This window comes from Streptomyces hesseae (assembly GCF_031845785.1).
Lineage (GTDB): Bacteria > Actinomycetota > Actinomycetes > Streptomycetales > Streptomycetaceae > Streptomyces > Streptomyces hesseae.
In genome coordinates this window covers 510,642-531,622 of the sequence record NZ_JAVRFI010000001.1, presented here as the reverse complement: position 1 = coordinate 531,622, position 20,981 = coordinate 510,642, and the positions used below count along the sequence as shown (strand labels likewise).

The 20,981-nt window shown below is 71.5% G+C and carries 19 protein-coding genes and 3 pseudogenes; 13 read left to right on the top strand and 9 right to left on the bottom strand.

What is annotated here, in order from left to right; all coding sequences use genetic code 11:
* Window positions 1-105 precede the first annotated feature (105 nt).
* Window positions 106-291 (top strand): hypothetical protein, encoded by a 186-nt coding sequence (locus RM609_RS01940; protein ID WP_311607328.1) that lies wholly within the window; start codon window positions 106-108, stop codon window positions 289-291.
* A 128-nt stretch (window positions 292-419) separates the two neighbouring features.
* Here the strand turns inward: RM609_RS01940 and RM609_RS01935 are convergent, their stop codons facing one another.
* Window positions 420-2,678, bottom strand: coding sequence for a terpene synthase family protein (locus RM609_RS01935; protein ID WP_311607326.1), 2,259 nt, complete (start codon window positions 2,676-2,678; stop codon window positions 420-422).
* 207 nt (window positions 2,679-2,885) lie between these two features.
* On the opposite strand from RM609_RS01935, the gene RM609_RS01930 reads away from it, so the two are divergent.
* Window positions 2,886-3,584 (top strand): VC0807 family protein, encoded by a 699-nt coding sequence (locus RM609_RS01930; protein WP_311607325.1) that lies wholly within the window; start codon window positions 2,886-2,888, stop codon window positions 3,582-3,584.
* Window positions 3,585-3,597: 13 nt separating this feature from the next.
* Here the strand turns inward: RM609_RS01930 and polX are convergent.
* A pseudogene (gene polX, locus RM609_RS01925) lies at window positions 3,598-5,257 on the bottom strand (DNA polymerase/3'-5' exonuclease PolX).
* Complete coding sequence (locus tag RM609_RS01920) at window positions 5,241-5,429, bottom strand: hypothetical protein (RefSeq protein ID WP_311607322.1); 189 nt, start codon at window positions 5,427-5,429, stop codon at window positions 5,241-5,243. Before RM609_RS01920 ends, polX begins: the two are co-directional and overlap by 17 nt.
* A 180-nt stretch (window positions 5,430-5,609) precedes the next feature.
* Here RM609_RS01920 and RM609_RS01915 point away from each other — a divergent pair, with 180 nt between their 5' ends.
* Both RM609_RS01915 and RM609_RS01910 read left to right on the top strand, forming a co-directional pair.
* The gene (locus tag RM609_RS01915) at window positions 5,610-6,401 is read left to right on the top strand and encodes a polysaccharide deacetylase family protein (protein WP_311607321.1); all 792 of its coding nucleotides are present in this window, start codon (window positions 5,610-5,612) and stop codon (window positions 6,399-6,401) included.
* A gap of 58 nt (window positions 6,402-6,459) precedes the next feature.
* On the top strand, window positions 6,460-7,053 hold the full coding sequence (locus tag RM609_RS01910) for a hypothetical protein (protein ID WP_311607320.1): 594 nt from the start codon (window positions 6,460-6,462) through the stop codon (window positions 7,051-7,053).
* A gap of 12 nt (window positions 7,054-7,065) precedes the next feature.
* Here the strand turns inward: RM609_RS01910 and RM609_RS01905 are convergent, their stop codons facing one another.
* Window positions 7,066-8,259, bottom strand: a complete 1,194-nt coding sequence (locus tag RM609_RS01905; RefSeq protein WP_311607319.1) for a serine hydrolase domain-containing protein — start codon at window positions 8,257-8,259, stop codon at window positions 7,066-7,068.
* A gap of 185 nt (window positions 8,260-8,444) precedes the next feature.
* On the opposite strand from RM609_RS01905, the gene RM609_RS01900 reads away from it, so the two are divergent.
* From RM609_RS01900 to RM609_RS01890, 3 genes are all read left to right on the top strand, one after another.
* Window positions 8,445-9,593, top strand: a complete 1,149-nt coding sequence (locus tag RM609_RS01900; RefSeq protein ID WP_311607317.1) for a baeRF3 domain-containing protein — start codon at window positions 8,445-8,447, stop codon at window positions 9,591-9,593.
* Window positions 9,594-9,723: 130 nt separating this feature from the next.
* Window positions 9,724-10,494, top strand: a complete 771-nt coding sequence (locus tag RM609_RS01895) for a MerR family transcriptional regulator (protein ID WP_311607316.1) — start codon at window positions 9,724-9,726, stop codon at window positions 10,492-10,494.
* Between the two features lie 79 nt (window positions 10,495-10,573).
* Window positions 10,574-10,765, top strand: coding sequence for a hypothetical protein (locus RM609_RS01890; protein WP_311607314.1), 192 nt, complete (start codon window positions 10,574-10,576; stop codon window positions 10,763-10,765).
* Between the two features lie 25 nt (window positions 10,766-10,790).
* Here the strand turns inward: RM609_RS01890 and RM609_RS01885 are convergent.
* Window positions 10,791-11,301 (bottom strand): annotated as a pseudogene (locus tag RM609_RS01885) (class I SAM-dependent methyltransferase).
* Window positions 11,302-11,513: 212 nt separating this feature from the next.
* Here RM609_RS01885 and RM609_RS01880 point away from each other — a divergent pair.
* The gene (locus RM609_RS01880) at window positions 11,514-11,999 is read left to right on the top strand and encodes a hypothetical protein (RefSeq protein ID WP_311607312.1); all 486 of its coding nucleotides are present in this window, start codon (window positions 11,514-11,516) and stop codon (window positions 11,997-11,999) included.
* A 58-nt stretch (window positions 12,000-12,057) separates the two neighbouring features.
* Here RM609_RS01880 and RM609_RS01875 read toward each other — a convergent pair whose 3' ends face one another.
* On the bottom strand, window positions 12,058-12,852 hold the full coding sequence (locus RM609_RS01875; protein ID WP_311607311.1) for a hypothetical protein: 795 nt from the start codon (window positions 12,850-12,852) through the stop codon (window positions 12,058-12,060).
* Between the two features lie 91 nt (window positions 12,853-12,943).
* Here RM609_RS01875 and RM609_RS01870 point away from each other — a divergent pair, with 91 nt between their 5' ends.
* Entirely contained in the window at window positions 12,944-13,657 is a 714-nt protein-coding gene (locus RM609_RS01870; RefSeq protein WP_311607309.1) for a VIT1/CCC1 transporter family protein, read from the top strand.
* A gap of 57 nt (window positions 13,658-13,714) precedes the next feature.
* Here RM609_RS01870 and RM609_RS01865 read toward each other — a convergent pair whose 3' ends face one another.
* Complete coding sequence (locus RM609_RS01865) at window positions 13,715-14,677, bottom strand: helix-turn-helix transcriptional regulator (protein ID WP_311607307.1); 963 nt, start codon at window positions 14,675-14,677, stop codon at window positions 13,715-13,717.
* Window positions 14,678-14,769: 92 nt separating this feature from the next.
* Here RM609_RS01865 and RM609_RS01860 point away from each other — a divergent pair, with 92 nt between their 5' ends.
* Window positions 14,770-15,489: an NADPH-dependent F420 reductase gene (locus RM609_RS01860; protein WP_311607305.1), complete on the top strand. Its 720-nt coding sequence runs from the start codon at window positions 14,770-14,772 to the stop codon at window positions 15,487-15,489.
* Between the two features lie 2 nt (window positions 15,490-15,491).
* The gene (locus RM609_RS01855) at window positions 15,492-15,896 is read left to right on the top strand and encodes a VOC family protein (protein WP_311607303.1); all 405 of its coding nucleotides are present in this window, start codon (window positions 15,492-15,494) and stop codon (window positions 15,894-15,896) included.
* Window positions 15,897-15,927: 31 nt separating this feature from the next.
* Here the strand turns inward: RM609_RS01855 and RM609_RS01850 are convergent, their stop codons facing one another.
* Complete coding sequence (locus tag RM609_RS01850; protein WP_311607301.1) at window positions 15,928-16,797, bottom strand: LLM class flavin-dependent oxidoreductase; 870 nt, start codon at window positions 16,795-16,797, stop codon at window positions 15,928-15,930.
* A 176-nt stretch (window positions 16,798-16,973) separates the two neighbouring features.
* On the opposite strand from RM609_RS01850, the gene RM609_RS01845 reads away from it, so the two are divergent.
* Window positions 16,974-19,613, top strand: a complete 2,640-nt coding sequence (locus RM609_RS01845) for a glycosyl hydrolase family 28-related protein (RefSeq protein ID WP_311607299.1) — start codon at window positions 16,974-16,976, stop codon at window positions 19,611-19,613.
* Between the two features lie 208 nt (window positions 19,614-19,821).
* A complete protein-coding gene (locus RM609_RS01840) occupies window positions 19,822-20,847 on the top strand; it encodes a methyltransferase (RefSeq protein WP_311607297.1) in 1,026 nt (341 codons plus the stop codon).
* Window positions 20,848-20,865: 18 nt separating this feature from the next.
* On the opposite strand, the pseudogene RM609_RS01835 reads toward RM609_RS01840, so the two are convergent.
* Window positions 20,866-20,973 (bottom strand): annotated as a pseudogene (locus RM609_RS01835) (GNAT family N-acetyltransferase); the annotation flags it as partial.
* Between the last annotated feature and the right edge of the window lie 8 nt (window positions 20,974-20,981).

Here is a 20,981-nt window from a genome sequence, read left to right as displayed (position 1 = left end):
GAGCCAACGCGCCCCCGCGGCCCTCCTTGCGCCCCGCCCCGTGAGCAATCGTATGCAGTGGGCGGGAAAGGCTTACGGCAATCCCGCCGCATCGAAGGAGTCGCCTTGAGCCGCACTCGCCGGACCATTTTCGCCCTCGCAGCAGCCACCGTCCTCACCGTGCTGGGAGTGATCGCCCCAGCCGCGTCCGCTCAGGCAGCCCCCGCATCGCTGGGCGGCGACTTCTGCCGGCTCGCACAGAACACCACCGTCGCCGTCGGCACCCCCGTCGGCGGGACGTGCCCCGACTGAGGATCTTCGGAGTGGGTGGCTGCCGGGGGCTTGTGCGGGCTCCGGGCCCGGGACCCTGACCCCTCGTACGTGGTGGGGCCTCCGTCGGCGGGATGCCGGCGGAGGCCCTTCGCCGTACTCCTCAGGGATCAGCCGCGCAGGAGGGCCGCGATCCGGGCGCCCGAGGTGCCGATGCCGGTGGGGGCGCCCAGGGGCGCCCCCACCGGCGGGGCGACGGACGCGGCACGGGGGCCTGCGGCACGGCGGCGGATCAGGTCGTCCTCGCCGTAGCGCCGGCACTCCCGGTGCCACGTGAGAATGGCCGCCAGCCAGTCCTTGAGCTCCTGGACGTAGCCGTCCAGGGCGATACGGGCCTTCACATCGAGCCCGAACTCCTCGCAGAGGGCGGGCAGCTGCGTGGCGACGATGTGGAGGAACTCCCGCATCCGGGACCTCAGCAGGTCGGCGACGATGCCCAGGGCCTCGGCGCGCCCGCAGTCGAAGAAGTTCTGGACGACCAGGACGGCGTTGTGGACCTCGCCCTCGAACTCGATCTCCTTCTGGTAGGAGAAGACGTCGTTCATGAGCGTGGCGTAGTCCGAGGCGGCGTTCTCCAGCGCCTGGAGGGGCCGTGACGCGAGGACTTCCGGGGGCAGCGCCTTGCCGTGGCGGAGCCGGGAGAGCGTCATGGTGAGCGGGGAGCCGAAGGTGTTCCGGCGCATCTCGATGTAGTCGACCGGCTCGGGGATCTTGTTCATGCGCTGATTGGTCAGCTCCCACTGCCAGCTGTCCAGCATGCCTTCGACCGCCCGCCGGAACGCCTCACGGTCGGCGGGAGGCATGGGCGTCACCGTCCGGACCCAGATGTCGGCAAGGCTCCGCTCCAGGCAGTTCAGCGGCGTCTCGGTGACGACGGCGTCCAGCGGCATGAACAGCCTGAGCCGGTCGGTGCACTCCTTCGCCGCCGCCAGGCCGTCGGCGCGCGGCCCGAAGTGCGCGGGGTAGACGTCGTCCGCGTAGGTGCCCCAGATGAGCCAGTCCGTGGCGAGGTCCAGTTCGTCGGGGCTCGCCTCCGGGCTGATGCCGGCGGCGCACAGTCCCAGGTCGAAGTCGTGGAGGTTCCCGTCGTCCCAGTGGCCTGCGAGGGGGTCGGTGGGGCTGGGGACGCTGAGGCCCGTCCGGCGGGCCCAGTCGACCCCGTGCCGGCGGGTGGCTTCGAGGTGGGGGTTGTGCCGGGTCTGGAAGGGCATCTCGAAGTCGGGGCGTGGCAGCGGGCCCACCTTCTCGAACGGGACGTGTGTGAACCCTCGTAGCCGTGCGGGCAGCGTCGCGAGGATCGAGGGCACCAGCAGGGCCGCCGAGGTGCCGAGCCCGAGCGGCCCGCCCAGCAGGGCCTCGGGCACCCGGGGGGTGCCGGTGGTGCTCTTCATATAGCGGCTGGAGCGCAGGTGCCATTCGTGGCCGCCGGCCTGCCAGTCCTGGAGGCCCTTGACGTAGGCGAAGACGTCGGCGTAGGCCTGCGCGTCCAGGCCGTGTTCCAGCAGGACGGGGGCGACCTCGGTGAGGGCGGTGTGCTCGAACTGCTGGAGGCGGGAGGTGAGGAGGTCGCCCACGGCGTCGGCGGCCCGCTGGGTGTCGCAGCCCAGGAAGCGCTCGAAGACGAGGACGGCGTTGGCGAGTTCGCCCTCGCTCTCGGTCTCGCGCTGGTAGGAGAAGAGGTCGTTGCGCAGGTGGACCGAGTCGGCGAAGGTGTCCTTCAGGACGCGCAGGGGCCGGGTGGCCGCCACCGCGTCGGGGACCTCGGCGCCCGCCGCGTACTCGACGAGATGCGCGGACCAGGGGGCGCCGCCGACCTTGCGGCGCATCTCGATGTACTCGACGGGGTTGGCGACACGGCCCTCGTTGATGTTCGACAGCTCCCACATCGACTCCTCGAGCAGATGCCAGGTGCTCTCCCGGAAGCGCCGCCGCCACTCCGGCGACATGTCCGGGACCGTACGCGCCCACAGGTCGGCCAGGCCCGCCTCGACCTGGTTGGTGGGCTCCGGGGCCGGGTCGTCCGGGCCCAGCGGCATAAAGGCGTGGAGGCGGTCGAGATAGGCACGGGCACCGCGGGTGTCGCCCGTGCGCTTGAACCTGGCCAGGAAGTCGTCGTCGAAGAAGAACACCCACACGTACCAGTCGGTGACCAGGTCCAGCTCAGGGCCCGGGGCGTCGGGGTGGGTGTAGGAGCACAACAAGGCGTAGTCGTGGGAGTCGAGATCCTCCTCGTCCCAGATTCCCGATTCCTCGATCATGCCCATGCGTCGCGCCCAATCCTTCGAATGCCGTCGCGCGCCTTCGAGATGGGGATTGAGGCGGGCCGGGTGCGGTGTGTAGAAGCGGGGCAGCTCGAAGGGGTTGGGCATCGCGTGCGCGGCCTTTCGGTGCGGGTGCCGGTGCGGACGGGACGATCGGGGGCACGCTATGGCAGGGAGTGGGCGAGGAGACCAGGGAAAGTAGGATTTCCGCCCAATATGGTGAATAAATACGGGGTTGAGATTAACGATCTTGCTGTCGATGATGCCTTTCCCCTACAGTCCCCCCGTTTTACTCATTTGATCTTGGGGGAATCGATGACCATCGCGTCATCCGCGCCATCCCGGCGCTTCGGGCCCGGCGCCATGCTGAGCTGGGCCGTGTCCATCGTCTGCAATGTGGTGCTGCCGTTCGTCACCTACAACCAGCTCACCGACGCCGGCTGGAGCGACTTCTCCGCCCTGGTGGCCTCCGGCGTCTGGCCCGCCGTGGACATGGTGATCTATCTGATCTGGCACCGGCGCGTCGACGAGTTCGCCGTGATGACCCTGATCTTCCTGGTGCTGACCCTCGCCGTCACCGGCGTCGGGCCGCACTCGGCCCGCCTGCTCCTGGTCAAGGACTCCCTGATCACGGGCCTCTTCGGCGTGGTCTGTCTGATCAGCCTGGCCGCCCCGCGCCCGATGATGTTCTACCTGGGCCGGAAATTCGGCACCGACGGCTCCGCGAACGGCATCGCCCAGTGGAACGGCCTCTGGAAGCATGAGAGTTTCCGGCGGTCGATGACCCGGATCACCATGGTGTGGGGCATCGGTTATGTCGTCGAGGCGATCGCCCGCGTCGGACTGTCCTACGTGCTGCCGACCGGCGCCATGGTCGCCATGAATTCCGTTCTGGCCTATGGCGTGCCCGCCCTCCTGATCGCCTGGACGATCACCTATTCCAAGCGCTCCCGCGCCAAGGGCCGCGCTGAGGCCGCTGCCGCCGCGGCGGAAGAGGCCACTGCGGTCTCCTGAGTCCGGACCCCCGTCATTTCGGGGACAGGAAACGGCGCAGCCTTTGCAGCGGCCAGGTGTTGATGATGTCGTCCTTGGTCAGCCAGCCCCGCTGCGCCGTTCCCACGCCATAGCGCATATACGGAAGATGCGTGGTGGAGTGCGCGTCGGTGTTCACCGCGAACTTCACCCCGTGGCGCCCGGCCCGCAGAATGTCCTCGTCGCACAGATCGATCCGCTCCGGATGGGCGTTGATCTCCAGAGCGGTGCCCGACCGCGCGCAGGCCTCGAATACGGCGTCGAAGTCGGCGTCGATTCCGGGCCGTTTGCCGAGGAGCCGGGTGGTGGGATGCCCGATGACCGACACATGGGGGTTCTCGCAGGCGCGCACCAGCCGCCGTGTCAGCTCCGCCCGGCTCTGGTTGAAGTGCGAGTGGACGGACGCCACGCACAGGTCGAAGCCCGCCAGGAACTCATCGGGCCAGTCCACCTCCCCGTCCGGCCCGATGTTCAGCTCGGCACCGTGCAGCAGCCGCATCCGCCGGTGTTTCCCGTCGAGTTCCCGCACCCGCTCGCGCTGCGCGAGGATCTTGGCGTCCGTCATCCGCTGCATGTACAGGTCGGGGGCGTGGTCGGTGACGGCGTAGTAGGAGTAGCCGCGCCGCGCGGCGGCGGTGACCATGTCCTCCAAAGAGGCCAGCCCGTCCGTGAGGTCGGTGTGGGTGTGCAGATCGCCGCGGATGTCGCCGTCCTCGACGAGTTCGGGCAACTCGTCGCGCAGCCCTGCCGCGATCTCGCCGCGGTCCTCGCGCAGGGTGGGCGGGATCCAGGGCAGGCCCAGCCGGGCGTAGACGTCCTCCTCCGTCGCCGAGGTGATCCGCCGTCCGCTCTTGGCGTGGAACAGCCCGTACTCGGACAGCTTGTATCCGTGGCGGACGGCGAGTTCACGGACGCGGATGTTGTGCGCCTTGGAGCCGGTGAAATACAGCAGCCCGGCACCCCAGGAGCCGGGCGGCAGGACGCGCAGGTCGACCTGGAGGCCCTTGGTGGTGCGGATCGAGGTCTTCTTCTCGCCGTGCGCGATGACTTCGGCGGTGTACGGGAGGGCGGCGATCGCCTCCATGAACGGGCCCGAGCGGGTGGCGGCGACGAGGATGTCGATGTCCCCGATGGTCTCCCGCATACGGCGCAGCGACCCGGCGTACGCGCACCCCTCGCAGCCGTCCAGCCCCGAGAGCTCGGCGACGATCTGTTCCGCCACGTCCATGGCGGCGTTGAGGAGGATGCGGCCGCCGGAGCCGCCGGCCTTCTGCATGAGGGCGATGCCGTGGAGGATGTTCTCCTCGGTCCGGGGCCCGAAGCCCTTGAGGTCGCGCAACTTCTCGTCGTGGATGGCGTCGAGGAGTTGTTCCACGGAGGAGACGCCCAGCTCCTCGTAGAGCGTCATGGCCTTCCTGGGGCCCAGCGTCGGGACGGCGACGAGCTCCCGGACCCCGTGCGATCGGCGGCTTCCCCACGTTCGGGATCTCCCGCAGGCCCTCGGCGTCGAGGGTGGAGACGTCGGTGGGGAAGCCGCCGATCGCACGGGCGGCCTTCTCGTAGGCACGTGCCTTGAAGGCGTCGCCACCGGTGATCGCGACGAGATCGGCGTACTCCTGGAGCAGCGCCTCGACCTCGTCATTGGGCCGGGCCATAGGTCAAGCGTGCCACCGGGGCGGTGCCGCGCAACCGGTTGCCCGCCCGCGCGGGCGCGGGGAGCCGGCACGCGGTGGAGGTGGGGGTGCCGCTGTCGGTGACCCCGGGCGAGCCGGGCAGGAGGCCGAGTACGGCGGCGGTGCCAAGGGTCATGACAGGGGTGCGGCGCATGAAGTACCTCTTATCCGGTCATCGGCTTGGACGTACGGGGTCTGCCCCCGGGGCTGTCAGGGCACGCGCCGTATCGCCCTTACGGGGGAAGGGAAAACGTTCTCTCGGCACGGCGTACGAGTGGAGGGCACCGGATCGCGTGAGATCGTCCCGGGTTTCCCGCGCGGGAGGAGCACGCACATGTCCTGTCCCCGTCGACCGTCCTGGCCCTGTCGATGGACGACGGTCGCGGCTGCCGCCCTGCTGCTGGCCGTGGCGGCTCCGGGCGCGGCGGGGGAGCCCGTTCCCGGTTCCGTTCCCGGTTCCGATTCCGTTTCCGGGCGGCCGGGGTGCACCGGGACGGCGCTCCGGCGCGTCCCCACGGACCGGAAGGTCATCGCGCTGACCTTCAACGCGGCGTGGAACGAGGACGGTATCGCCCGGGTCCTGGCCGTGCTCCGGAAGGAGCGGGTGTCGGCCATGTTCTTCCTGACGGGGGACTTCGCCGACCGCCACCCGAGGGCGGCCCGCGCGCTGGCGGCCCGCCACCCCGTGGGCAGCCACTCCTACAGCCATCCGCGGTTCCCCGGGCTGTCCTTCCGTGAGGAGCGCCGGGAGGCCGTCCTGGCCGCGCGGGCCATCCGCCGGGCCACGGGCCGTACGCCCGTGGCCTTCCGTTTCCCCTACGGCGAGTTCACCGAGCAGAATGTCCGCGACGTCAACGCCCTGGGGTATCCCGTCGTCGAGTGGGTGGACGACACGGCGGGCTGGCGCGGGCCCGACGGGGGCGTGACGGTGGACATGGTCGTCGGGCGGGCGGAGCGGGCGTTCTCACCGGGGGCGATCATCCAGATGCACGTGGGCTCCACGGACGCGCGCCACTCCGTGCTGGACGCCGACGCCCTGCCGCGGATCATCGCCGCCGCCCGCGCCCACGGCTACGGCTTCGCCGGCCTGGGACGGCTCGTACGGCGATGCCGCGTGCGCGACTGATGTGCGCGGCTGGGAATCCGGGATGAGACTTGAAACAGTCGATGTCAGGAGTCGGACCATGGCCGAGATATGGATGCCGCAGGCCATCAACATGGACGTCGGCGACCACGCCCCTTACGACCCGGGTTTCCCTCCGAAGGCCATCGCGCACATCACGGCGGACCGCGAGGCCACGGCGGAGAATCCGATGGACCTCGTTCCCTTCACCAGTCTCCAGCATTTCTTCACCCACGACGGGAAGGAAAAGGCACCCCACATCCTCTGGGACCCGTTCGCCGGCGCCTTCGCCCAGTTCTTCCCCGCGACGTCCCGGAGCAAGTCGGTGCACGACCTGCCCGGAGGTACACGGACCGACCGCGCCGGAAAGGTCGTCCTTCAGATCGAGGCGCTGTTCTTCCCGTTCTGCCGCGTCAACGGCAAGGTCTTCCGGCAGCTGGCCGACACCCCGTGCAAAGGGTGGCGGGAACTCAACGCATGGGTGCGATCCTGGGAGGTTCCGGATTACTGGCCCATGGGACACCCCGTGGATTTCACCTCCCATCGCTCCGAGAGCGTCTGGGAGACCCAGGGCGGCTGGTACGCCCACGCGCAGGTGCCCGAGAACACCCATGTGGATCCCGGGTCCTGGCCGGCCTTCACCCAGGGCACTTGATATTCGGGACGCTCAGCGCGCCCTCCCGCAGAACTCGGCCTCCACCAGGGCGAGCGTGTCGAAGGGCACCCCGAGGGCGTTGCCGCCGAACGCGGCCGTGTGCGAGGCGTCCCGGACGCTGCTCACCGTGGAGACCGCCCCCTGGATCCCGCCGTCGTGCCCCCACACCGTCACCCCGCAGGACAGCATCCGCGCGCCGATTCCCAGTCCGTACCGCGCCGCCGGGCGCAGCCCGGTGTCCACCGTGGTCAGCATCTCCGCGAGCTGGCGGGCGGGCAGAAGCCGGCCGCGCAGCAGCGCCCGGTAGAAGGTGTTGAGGTCGCCGACGGTGGAGATCATCTCGCCGGCGGCCCAGGCCTCCGTCGGGTTGATGTCGGTGACGTCATGGAACGGGGCCCCCGGCTCGTCCGGGAAGCGGATGTAGCCGCGTCCGCCGGGCCGGGGGAGGGCGGCCGACCGGCCGGGTACGGAGGTGGCGCGCAGGCCCAGGGGCCGCAGGACGCGGTCGCGGATCTCCCGGCCGTAGGGGTGGCCGGTGACCTTCTCGATGACCATTCCGGCCAGCACGTAGTTGGTGTTGGAGTAGCTCCAGCCCTTGCCGGGGGCGAAGAGCGGCGGATGGGACACGGCCGTGCGCACCAACTGCCGTGGCGTGTAGGTGTCGAAGCGGTGGTGGAGGAAGTCCCGTTCGAAGAGCCGCTTGTGGAGGGCGGGGTCCGCCGCGTAGTCGAAGATCCCGCTGGTGTGGTCGAGGAGTTGGCGGAGGGTGACGGCACGCCCGTCGTTGCCGTGGCCGCGCACCACGCCCGGGAGCCGGCGCTCCACGGTGTCCGTGAGCCGGAGCCGGTGCTCGGCCTCCAGCTGCAGCATCACGGTGGCGACGAACGTCTTGGTGTTGCTGCCGATCCGGAACCGGTCGCGCGCCCGCGGCGCCCGTGGCCGCCCGAGGTCGGCCGTCCCCGCGGCCCCGTCCCAGACGCGGCGCCCGTCGCGCCCCTCGCGCGCCTGGCCGACGACGCCGGGCATCCCGGCCCGTACGAGCGCCTCCATGGCCGCCCGGGTCCGCTCGTGCGCCCGGCGGTCCGACGGGACGGCCGACGACGATGTGCCGGCCGGTAGGGCGCCCAGGGCGCCGGACGTGCCGCCGGTCAGCGCCACGGCGGTGAGCAGGGACAGCAGAACGCCGCGGACGGTGCGCTTCGTCATGACTCTTCGCTACCGCAGTCCCCCATCCGCTCATCGGATGAGCGGGGGAAGTCATCCGTACGGGTAGGAAGCCTCCGCACGGGTAGGAGCGCAGCACCCGTGCACCGGGTGGACCCGCTCGATTGGCCGTTCGGCCATGCCTCTGGTGAGCTGGAAGACACCCCGCAGGCCCGAGGAGGACCTTGATGGACATCGGCGAGCTGACCGACGAGACGCTCCGCGACCTGCGCCGTGAGCGCCCGTACCCGGCCGTTTCACTGCTCCTGCCGACCACACGGCGCGCCGGCACCAGCACCGAGGACCAGGTCAGGCTGCGCAACACGGTGACGGAGGCCAAACGACGGCTCGCCGAGGACCCGAGGGTCACCCGGACCGCGCGGACGGACGTCGAGGCGCAGATCGACGCCGCCCTCAAGGAGGTGGACCTCGCCCACGCCGACGACGGCCTGCTCATCCTGGCCGCCCCGGGCGAGCACCAGGTCTGGTACCTGCCCCGCGCCGTGCCCCAGCGCGTGGTGGTCTCGGACACCTTCCTCACCCGCAACCTGGTCGCGGCCCGCCTCTCCGAGGAGCCGTACTGGGTACTGGTGCTCTCCGAGGCCGAGACCAGGCTGTGGGACGGCGCGGGAGACCACCTCGTCGAGACCATCGCCAACGGCTTCCCCGTCCGCCCCTCCCTCCCCGACCACGAGGACGCCCTGCCCGGCGCGAACTTCGACAAGGTCGGCAACCACTCCCTGACCGCGCGCGGGGAGGCCCACGTCGAGCGCGAACGCCAGTACGCGCGCACGGTCGTCGGCGCCCTCATGCCCGTACTGGACCGCGAACCCCGGCCGTTGTACGTCGTCGGGCTGCGCGAGCAGATCGCCCTCCTCGAGAAGCTCTGCCCCAGGCCCGGCGCGATCACCTCCCGCACCGAGCAGGGCGGCGCGATCGGCCTGTCCGCGCACGCGCTGGCCGAGGTGCTGCGCCCGGCGTTCGAGGAGCGCCGCGCCGCACGGCAGGGAGAGGTGCTGCGCCGCCTCAGCGACGCACGCGGCCAGAAGCGCTTCACCTCCGGGCTGGACGAGATCTGGCAGACCGTCCGCCAGGGCCGGGTGGCGCTCCTCGCGGTCGAGGACCACTACCAGATCACCGCCCGCGTCGACGGCAACGGCGGCTCCCCGGTGCGCCTGGACGAGCCCGCCGAGACGCTGACGGCGGATCCCGCCATCCGTGAGGACGTCGTCGACGAGATCGTCGAGGCGGCGCTGAACAACGGGGCGGACGTCGAGTTCGTCCGGGACGACACACTCGCGGAGGAGGACCGGCTGGCGGCGGTGCTGCGGTACTGAACGCTCCGCCGGAATCGCGATCCGGTCGCCGCGGTGGTGCACCACCGCGGCGCCGGGGCGGGGAGCGGGGGAGCGGGGTCCGCCGGCCCCGACTTGAACCTCACGTGACGTGAGGATGCATCGTTGTCCCATGACCGCTTCCACGACCTGGAAGGTCGGTCCGCTCGCCGAGGCCAGCGGGCTGACCGTCCGGACACTGCACCACTGGGACACCATCGGCCTGCTCAGCCCCTCCCGGCGCACCGCCGGAGGACACCGGGAGTACACCGAGGGCGATGTCGTCCGGCTCTACCAGGTGCTCGCGCTGCGCGGCCTGGGGCTGGGCCTGGAGACCATCGCCGTCTGCCTCGACGCCGGGGTGGACCCCGCGCGACTGGTCCGGGACCACCTGGCCAAGGTGGAGGCCTCCATCGCCGCGCTCGACGTCCTGCGGCAACGGCTGAACCGCCTCGGCGACAGGCTGACGGCCGACCAGTACCCGACGACCGGCATGCTGCTCGACGCCCTCCACGCCATCGGCGGCACCGGCCCGGAGGGCGAGCACACGCTGCGCCGCCACCTGGACGACGACCAGATGCGGGTTCTGGAGACGCGCGCCGCCGCCCTGGGGCCCGCGATGCACTACCTGCTGGAGGTCGAATGGCCGGAGCTCTACCGCCGGGCCGACCGGCTCCGTACGGCCGGGACCCCTCCCACCGACCCGAAGGTCCGGCGTCTGGTGGCGCGGATGGACGAGCTGAGCACGCTGTTCTCCGGCGGCGACGCGGGGATCTCCACCGGCGTACGGGACGCGTGGCGTGACGACCCGGCCGCGATGTCCGGCGACCCCGACGCCCCGGCCGACGACTGGCGGGAGCTGGCCGACTACCTGGACGCCGCGCGTCGCGACCCGGTCACGTGAGGGTCGGCCGCTTGAGCCCCGCCACCGCTGTCCTCTTCCTCTTCCACTTCCTCTTCCTCTTCCACCCAGGAGCCCGGCCGTGAGCCACCGCCGTACCCGTATCCGACTCGCACTGATCGCGACGTTCCCCACCGTGCTGACCGTTCCGGTCCTGGTCCTCCTGGCGGCGTATGGTGCTGTCCCCGGCGAGGTCCTCCAGGCCGTGCCGGTGGCGCTCGCCGTTTACGCCGTCGTCCATTTCATGCGTTCCGGCCCGGCATACCGGGATTGACCGCGAACACCGCTGTCGTTCGAGGTCAGGCGACGCTCTTCTCCCAGACCGAGACGTGCCGGCGGCTCTCGCCCGTGAACGGCGCCCGCGACCAGCCCTCCCACCGGTCGCGCAGCCGCAGCCCCGCGAGCCGGGCCATCAGGTCCAGCTCGGCGGGCCACACGTAGCGGAACGGAGTGAACGAGTGCTCGGCGCGCCCGTCGGCGATCCGGCACTCCCACCTCGACGACGAAGCGGCCGCCGGGCCGAAGATGGGCCGCGGCGTTGCGAAAGCAGGCCACCTGGGCGTCCTGTGTCGTCAGATTGTTGATCGTGTTGAAGACGAGATAGACGACCGCGAACGTGCCCGCGACCCGTGCCGTCGCGAAGTCGCCGATCGTCACGCCGATGCCGAGTTCGAGCGCCGGGCCGTCGCCGGCGAGCTCGGCCAGCATGTCGACTGCCGGGTCCACCGCCTCGGGGCGGAACATGTCCGCCTCCGTCTCGTCGTAGGAGTTCGCGACGTTCTCTCCGAAGTAGCCGTCCCCATCGAGCATTTCAGGACCGTACCGCTCCTGATTCCGCCGCCTCGCCTGGCTTTTCACCCATGGCGGCTCATCGGACGCTCAATCCTTGGCCAAAGAACAGTGCGAACCCGTCATGGGCGAACGGAGTGGTCCTGCGCGGCGGGGGAAGCTGCGAGAGTCCGTCTTCGGCCCCCTCACCTGGGGGCACCCGTGGAAGAACGACTCGACGAAGGGACCCTTTCGTGGGGAAGAAGACTGCCACGACACTCGCGGCCGCCGCCCTGATGGCCATCACCCTCACCGGCCAGGCGAGCGCGGCCACCCTCGGCCACACCTCCTCCGGGACCTCAGCGACCTCAGCGACCTCCGCGACCGGGGCGAGCGGCGCTAGAACCAAGGCGTCACAGGTGCTCTACGCCCCGTTCGTCCTTGAGAGAGGCCAGTCGGTGACGTCCGACACCGCCCAGTTGGTCATGCAGACCGACGGCAACCTCGTCGTCTACGACGAGTTCGGCCGGGCCCGGTGGGACTCCCGGACCGTCAACAGCGGCTGGCGGGCGGTGTTCCAGGAAGACGGCAACTTCGTGGTCTACACCCGCTCGGGCAAGGCCGTCTGGTGGTCGGGCACCGCCGGTCACCCCGGTTCGCGCCTGGCCGTGCAGGACGACGGCAATGTCGTGATCTACGACGGCAGCCAGGCGATCTGGAACACCAGGACGGCTCACTGACGGGCCACTGACGACGTCGATCCGGCGTCCGGCGGTCGCCTCGCGGCCGCCGGACGTGTCACACCGCCCGGCGCAGATGGTTCCGGGCGAGCTCGGTCATGACCGTCTGCGTCTTCGACGCCTGCCGCGGGGCTGGCCGGAGGCCCCGCTCCAGCACGGTGCGCTCCAGGAGCTCCTGGGCGCCCGGGGCATCGGCGTGCGGGGCGCGCAGGGACAGTTCGAGGAAGCACGGACCGTCGTAGTCGACGCTCCAGAACTCGGCGGTGAGCGGCCGGTCCAGGTCCTGGCGTGAGAGCTTCCACCTGACGGCCCTGACCGGGCCGAGAGCGACGGCGTCCCGCAGGCCGTCGTCGGTGACCCCGGCGTGCGCCAGCAGGTCGCGCTGGCCGGGGGTGAGCGGGGGCGGCCAGCAGGCGGCGGGCCCGTGCCCCTCGCCGGCGACGGGCGGCTCGTAGTTCCCGTCCACCTTGAGTGAGGCCGACCAGACGCGATCGCTGCCGCTCCAGTCCTCCTCGACCTTGAACTCCCAGCCTTTCCCGCCGCGGTTCTCACGCCATTTCGCGGGCAGCGCCGCCGGGTCGCACGGCCGGAGTTTCGCGGTGAGGTCGCTCCTGTTGCCCTTGTCGCCCTTGCCGCCGCCCCTGTCCGGCCTGCGCAGCCGGACGATGGCCCCGGCCTCCGCCAGCGGGAGGCGGATCCCGTCGCCGTCCGCCCACGGGGCGTCCCAGAAGTAGACGCTGAGGTGTTTTCCGTCCCCGGGCTCGAGCCCCAGGGACCGGCACGCGTCCTCCGCCGTCCCACCGGCGAGGATGATCTTGATTTCGGCCTCGGCGTTCCTGAACGTATCCGCCATGTCGCCTTTTATGGCACACGGTGAGTGCGTGTGCCAACGGCTCCGGCGCGCCGCGCACCGGTCCCGCCCGGCCCGACGGGATCCTTGCCCCGTGAGCGATCAGGACTCGCCGCACCACGGAGGGACCGTCCAGGCCACCGAAGGGCGGCTCAACTGGCTGCGCGCCGCGGTCCTCGGCGCCAACGACGGAGTGGTGTCCACCGCCGGCCTCGTCGTCGGCATCGCCGGCGCGACCGAGGAGCGGGGCACCCTGCTGACCGCCGGAATGGCGGGACTGCTGGCCGGTTCGCTCTCGATGGCGGCGGGCGAGTACGTGTCGGTCTGTGCCCAGCGCGACGCGCAGCGGGCCGCGCTGGAGCAGGAGGAGAAGGAGCTGCGCGCGCACCCCCGGGCCGGGTTCGCGGCGCTGACCGCCGCGCTGGAGCGGCGCGGCCTGAGCCATGGCGTGGCCCACGCCGCCGCCGGGGAACTCAGCAGGAACGACGCGTTGCGGGCCCACGCGCGCGTGGAGCTCGGCATCGACCCGGACGACCTCACCAATCCATGGGCCGCGGCCCTGGCCAGCTTCCTCTCCTTCACCGCCGGTGCTCTGCTTCCCCTGTTGCTGATCGTGCTGCCGCCGGCCGACTGGCGGCTGCCGGTGACCGTCCTGTCCGTCCTCGCCGCCCTCGTCGCCACCGGCTGGGCCGGTGCCCGGCTCGGCGGCGCCACCATCGGCCCGGCAGTGCTGCGCAATGTGATCGGCGGGGCGCTGGCCATGGCGGTGACCTATGGGGTCGGCACACTGCTGGGTTCGACCGTCTGACCGCCTGGCCGTCTGCCCCTCTGAGCGTCTGCCCCCTCACCGTCTGACGCGCCGGGGTCAGGCGGCGGCGCGCAGGGCCCGGTGGGCGCGGTCGGCGGCCCGGCGGAGGTGGTCGAGGACGGCCGGGTCGGCGTCGAGGGTGTAATCGGTGTCGAGGCCGGCCAGGGTCTGGGCGATACGGGGCAGGTAGTCGTCCGAGGCGTCGACACGGCAGGTGGCGTCGTCGATGGGCTTCAGGCGGGTGGCCAGGCCGCGGGTGCGGACGTGGCCGGCGGGGGCGTGGACGGTGGCGACGGCGCGGTAGCGGGTGGGGGCGGAGGAGAGCCGGCCGGCCACGAACGCGGCGGGGTCGTCGCCGGGCACGGGACGGGGCGGGACGCGCCGGCCCGTGGGTCTGGCGTCCGTGATGCGGTCGAGGCGGAAGAGGCGCCAGTCGTCCTTGCCGGAATCGTGTGCCAGGAGGTACCACAGGCCGCCGGAGTCGACCAGGTGGCAGGGCTCCGCCCGGCGCGGGGTGGTGGCGCCGTGACGGGCGGTGTAGTCGAAGGTGACGATCTCGTGGTCGCGGCAGGCCACGGCAAGGGTGGCCAGAAGCGCCGGATCGGCGCGCGGCCCCCGTTCCTCCCAGACGATGCCGGCGAGGGAGGACTGAAGAGCGGTGACCTGTCCCCGCAGCCGCTGCGGAAGGACCTGCTCCAGCTTGGCGAGGGCCCGCAGGGCGCTCTCCTCGATCCCGGCCAGGCCGCCGGCGGCGGTGCGCAGGGCGACGGTGATGGCCACGGCTTCGTCGTCATCGAGGAGCAGGGGCGGCAGGTCGGTGCCGGAGGCGAGGCGGTAGCCGCCGGCGTGTCCCCGGGCGCTGTCGACGGGGTAGCCCAGCTCGCGCAGCCGGTCGATGTCGCGGCGGACGGTGCGGACGGTCACGCCGAGGCGTTCGGCGAGGTCGGAGCCGGACCGCTCCCGGCGGGTCTGCAACAGGGACAGCAGCCGCAGCATCCGGGCGGTCATGTCGCTCGTCATGAATTCCATGATGCCGCGTTTAGAGGACACCTTCTGTCCTGAAAGGGCCCTACGGTGGACCTGTCCGCACGGAGCAAAACGGGAGGTTTCCCATGAAAATCGCTGTTCTCGGTACCGGTGGCGGTGCCCGCGCCCATATCGCCAAGCTCGCCGAACTCGGCCACGATGTCCATGTCGGCACCCGCGACCCGCAGGCCACGCTGGCCCGCACGGAGCCCGACATGATGGGGTCCCCGCCGTTCAAGGACTTCCTCGCCCAGCACCCCGGTGTCGAACTGCATACGTTCGGTGACGCCGCGGCCGCCTCCGACGGCCTGGTGATCAACGGCATCGACGGCCACAACGCCGTCGCGGCCCTGTCCGCCATCGCCGACCGGCTCGCCGGCAAGACGCTGATCGACTACGCCGTGCCGTTCGTCTACCGGCACGAGCCCGAGCACCCCTGGCCCACACCGTGGGGGATCATGCCGAAGCTGGAGCCGGTCGACACCGACAGCCTCGGCGAGCAGATCCAGCGCGCCCTGCCCCGGACCAAGGTCGTCAAGTCGTTCGTCACCCAGGAGCAGACCACCGTCGTCAACCCGAAGGCCGTCGGCAACGGCGACCACACCATGTTCGTCGCGGGCGAGGACGCCGACGCCAAGCAGCGGGCCACGGACCTCCTCAAGGCCTACGGCTGGACCGACGTCCTCGACCTCGGCCCCCTCGTCTGCGCCCGCGGCATGGAGATGTATGCCCATATGCACTCCGCCATCGGCTTCGGACTCGGCCACGAGTTCGGCGGCCACTTCGGCATCAAGGTGGTCCGCTGACCATGGCCACGGAGACCGGTGGGCCCGGCAGCACTCTGAAGGGCCGGATCATGTGCCACGCGATGTGGGCCCGGGACGGCCGCGCGCTGGCCGGCTTCTACGCCACCGCGCTCGGCACCGCGGTCTCCGAGACCTACCCCGACGAGAACGGTGACGAGGTCGCCTTCGCCTTCTACGTCAACGGGGCGATGTACCTCTGCTACACGTCCGAATCCTTCACGGCGCCCCGGTGGCCGGAGGAGGAACTGCCCTTCCACATGGACTTCTCCTTCCCCGACGTCGCGGAGGCCGAGAAACGGCTGCTGGAGATGGGCGCCACCAAGCCCGCCCACCAGCCCGGCGGCGGGCACTGGACCGTCCTGCTCGACCCGTCCGGTCAGCCCTTCTGTATCCACGGCACTCACTGACACCTCTTCCCGGGCCGCCGGGCCGTGGCGGTCAGAGCCGGGGCGGTCCCTGTTCGGCGCGGCGGAGGACCGTGCCGAGGTGGGAGAGTCGCGGGTCGCGGATGGGGAGCCGTTCGTCCCACCAGGTGGCGCCCGCGTCGAGGAGGGGCCCGATGACGTCCCGCGCGGCGGCCGTGTCGTTCGCGGGGGACACACCTCCGACGACCACCTCGAAGGGCGCGTCACGGCGGTCGTCGGGCCGGTGCCGGCGGGCGTAGGTCACCAGGTCGCGCAGCTCGTCCACCGGAGGGGTGCTGCCGTGCCCCGCCGAGTCGAACAGGGGCACCGCGCCGTCCCAGCGGGCCGCGCGCCGCATGGGCCTGCGGTGCGGCCAGAAACCGGCGATCCACACCGGCGGGCGTGGGCGCTGCACGGGCGCCGGCAGCAGTGCCACGTCGTCCGCGTGGAAGTGGCGGCCGTGATGGGTGACCGGCTCACCGGTCCAGTACCGCTCCAGGAGGCCCAGCCCCTCGTCCAGGCGCTCGGCGAGCAGGACTTCGTCGGTGGGTTCGCCGAAGCTGCCGTACTCGTCCTCGACCGGCCCGCCCAGGCCCGCCGCGAAGATCACCCGGCCGCCGCTGATCCGGTCCAGCGTCGCGACCTGCCGCGCCAGTTGGTGCGGCCGCCGCCGGGGCACCGGCGTGACCAGCGTGCCCAGCTTGATCCGCGTGGTGGCCAGCGCCGCCGCCGTGAGGAGCATCCACGGGTCGCCGACGGGTCGGGGGGAGCCCTTGTGGTGGACGACGTGATCCCACAGGAACAGGGCGTCCCACCCCGCCTCCTCGGCGGCCACGGCCAGGGTCGCCACATTCCTGGCGTCGGCGAAGTCGCCGAAGTTGGGTACGTTCACCGAGAACCGCATCCTGGCATCGTGGGCCCGGCCCATGTCTCTCCGCAACGGTTCCGCGGTGACAAGGGTCGTGGCGCCCGAAGGACGCGATGCCCACTTGAGTGAACTTCCGAGTGAACGACCTGCTCCATGGGGACCATCCGGTGGGAACGGAACAGCCGGGACGGCCGTGAGAGCAGGAGCGTGCGATGCCCACAGCAGTCGTCGCGGTGAACGTCTCCGCAGGGGATGTCCTGTGCCCCGCCAAGGACCCCGCCGACCCGAGCAAGCTGACGAAGGCCACGCCCGCCGCGCTCGCCACCGGTGCGAGGCCGGCGGGCCTGGCCGCCCAATCGGCGGCGGCCGGGGCCACGGTGACCTACTTCGCGGCGTCCGAGGCGGTGCCCGCGGCGATGTCGGGGCTGGGGCCGGGGCTGCCGACCGCCGTCGTGGTCGACGAGTCGGCGCGCGCCGTGCGCCGGTCGCAGCCGGCGGCCGGCGCGTGGGTGCTCGGTCCGTGCGACGCGCAGGGTGTCCTGACCCTGGCGCCGCGGCACGAGTTCGCCGACGTCAGGGACTTCGGCGCCAAAGGCGACGGCAGTACGGACGACTGGGCCGCCATCACCGCGGCCATGGAGTCCCTCGAGCCCGCCACGGGCACCGGCACGGTGTACTTCCCGCCGGGCACCTACTGGATCACCCGCCCGCTCGTCGTCAACGGATCCCCCGGCATCGAACTGCGCGGGCAGAGCCCGCACAGCAGCGTGATCCGCCTCCTGGCCAACCACGGCCCGGCGCTGTGCATCACCCCCGACACCGTAGGGCACTTCCCCACCGGCGACGCCCTGCTGTCGGGGCCGGGCAAGGCCGGGGCGCTCAGGCTGGACGGTGCCAACACGCTCAACTTCCGCGACAGCCCCGCGCTCGACATGGACGGCCTGGCCGCCTTCTCGGTCGAGTGCACGGTCCAGGCCGACCGGATGCCGCCCGTCGTCGGCACGACAATGGCGGTCATCACCAGCTCCGGGCGGCGGAACGCACGGGATCCGCAGAACGCCGCGTTCGTCGTGTTCCTGGTGGCCGACGGGGCCGGTGAGGCTGCTGGGACCGGAGGGCTCGCGCTCTCCGCCACCGTACGCATCGGCGGCCGGGACGTGACCGTACCGCCCTCGGGCCAGTCCCTGCGCGTGCCCGTGGGGGTCACCACGCACATCGCGCTCACCTACGATGGCAGCCGGCTGAGGCTGTTCGCCGGGAGGCCGGGCGCGCAGACGGACATGCGGGAGGTCCCGGCCACCGGGCGACTGGGCCAAGCCGTGGAGGAGGGCGTCCACCTCGGGGTGTACAGCGGGGCCTACTGGCCCGAATACCACCCGGTGCACAAGCAGTTCCCCGGCCGCGTCGACTCCATCCGCATCTCCGACCAGGCCACCCGGATCGCGCCGTTCACCGCGCCGACCGCCAAGTTCCCCACCGACAACGCGAGCAATCACCACACCCTGCTGCTCGTCAACTTCGACCGGGACGTTGATGTCTTCACCGTGGGCCTCACCTGGAAGGGACGGCCCGGTCTGGACCCGGTCCTGGTGTATTCGTTCCACTACCGCGAGGGCCTGCCCAACGACAACACGTCGCCGGTCGTCCGGCGCCTCGCCTTCCAGTCCTCCGGCGGCGCGGGCATCCAGGCGCAGCTGGCGTGGGGGACCGTGATCGAGCAGGTCAGCGTGTCGGCCGCGCGGGACGGGATCCGGTTCCGCGACGTCTCCGCCACCTCGGGGTTCGAGAACATCGACATCGCCGTCAGCCGCCTGGGGCTGGTGCTGTCCGGCGACACGGCGCTGGTGAACGTCAAACGGCTCCACGTCGCGTCGGCCCAGTACGACTTCGTGTCCACCGGAGCGATCGGTGTCGTTGCCCGGGACTGGCTGATCGGCACGGGGATCTCGTTGGTGCCCGTCATGCTGACGTCAGCCGCGTCCTACGGCTCCTTCCACGGCATCGGAATCGTCATCTCCTCGGAGGACGTCGGGCGCATGCCGCCGGGGGAGCGGAGGTGGCAGGCGGCGGTGATGACGTCCTGCCTGACCGGACTGCTGCTGGAGAGTTCGACCCTCCAGACGTCCTTCAGCGACACCACACAGTGTCCCTGCGTCATCATCGACAGCCCCGCGGCCCTCTCGGCGGACGGCAACTACACCTTCGTCAACTGCGACTTCCAGCCCAGCCGTGACGCGCACTCCGTCTTCCTCCTGTCCGGCGAGTCCCTGCCCCACCCGGTGCGGATCATCGGCGGCAGGAAGACCACGCCGGAGACCGGCCATGAGATTCCCTGGACGCTGCCGCAGCATGCCCCTTACGTGTCGTTCATCGGCGGCGCCGTTTCCACGACGGACGGCGGGCTGACGCAGTGGCAGGGCACCAAGGACTGGATCTTCGCCTACGACGGGGCAACCGGCCTGGTCACGGCCCGCGAGCACGAATCCCGGGCCACGGGCTCGCCACCTGCGGGCGGCACAACCGAGCTGGGCGCGATGCCCCTCGCCACGGGAACCACGCTCGTCCGCGCCGAGGTCATCGCCACCGGCCCGCTCGGCAGGGCGGCCCGATGGATCCTCGAACAGGGCTTCTCCAGGGCGGCCGGAGGGACGACCGTCTCGGCCTGGGCCGACCAGCCCCGCGTCACCGCCGCCTTCGGCTCCGACGGCGGAGCGCCTCCGGCCGGCTGGGCGCCGCCCGCCCTCGTGGCGTCGAACGGCGACGTAGTCGTCCGTTGCACAGCGCCGACCGGGCAGAAACTCTCCTTCACGGTCAGGATCCGCGCTGTCGAAGCGCTGTCCTCCACCCCCTGAACGACGGGCGCGCCAAGGCCGGGCCCCGCCGTTGAACTCGGTTGAACTCGCCGTCGAACTCGTCGTTGAAATGGGCACGAAGTGGCGTGAGATGCCCTGGCGGCCGAGCGGGCGCTACGGCCATCGTGGTGTCGTACGGCCCGGTATACGGCGGCCCGGCACATGCCGACCGGCCGGCACTTCGGACCCGCTTCTGGAGGCAGCCCCGATGGACCACACCACCCCCTCCGCCCCCGATCCCCTCGCCGCACACCTCACCGACTACGCGCTGAGCTACCTGCACTCCGCCGCCCTGCGCGCGGCGGCACGCATCGGCGTGGCCGACCACCTCGCCGACGGCCCCCGCGGCGTGGGCGAGCTCGCCGCGCTGACGGGCACCTCCGAAGGGCATCTGCGCCGGATCCTGCGGCTGCTCGCCACCAAGGACGTCTTCCACGAGGACGACAAGGGCGCCTTCCGGCTCACGCCCCTGGCCGAACGCCTGCGCTCCGACACCCCGTCCTCGTTACGCGAGGCCGTTCTCATGGCCACGGACGACTCCTTCACGCGGCCCGCCGCGCGGCTGGAGGACACCGTGCGCACCGGACGCTCCGTCTTCGACGAGATCTACGGCGCCCCCTTCTTCGAGTACCTGTCCCGCGAGCCCAGTGCGGGTGAGGCGTTCGACCGGGGCATGGCCAGCGTCTCCACCGGCGAGGACGACGGGGTCGCCGCCGCGTACGCCTTCCCCGCGAAGGGCACCGTCGTCGACGTCGGCGGCGGGCGCGGCGGGCTGCTCGGCCGGGCACTCGTACGCAACCCGGGGCTCACGGGCATCCTGTACGACCGGGACGCCGTGCTGCGCGGGCACTCGCTCGACGTACCCGAGCTGGCCGGGCGCTGGGAGATCCGGCCCGGCGACTTCTTCACCTCGGTCCCGGCCGGTGCCGACGTCTACCTCCTCAAGCGGATCCTGCACGACTGGCCGGACGAGGAGTGTGTCCGCATCCTGCGCACGTGCCGCGCCGGAATGACCGCCGACAGCAGGCTGCTCGCCGTCGACGCCGTCATCCCGCAGGACAACACCCCGCACCCCGGGAAGGTCCTCGACGTGCTGATGATGACCGCGCTGAACGGCCAGGAGCGCGGTGAGGAGGAATTCCGCCGGCTGTTCGCGGAGGCGGGGCTGCGGCTGGTACGTGTGGTGCCGACCGGGACGGCGGTGTCGATCGTCGAGGCGGCCGTGGCGGCCTGACGCGACGCGCCCCGACCCCTCGGCCGGGGTGAAACCGAGACGCTCGTAGAAGACACGCGCACCACTGGCGGCGGCGCCGGGGTGGTCGGCACCGAAGGTGACCACCTCGACGCTGCCCGGGCCCGGCGCCTGCC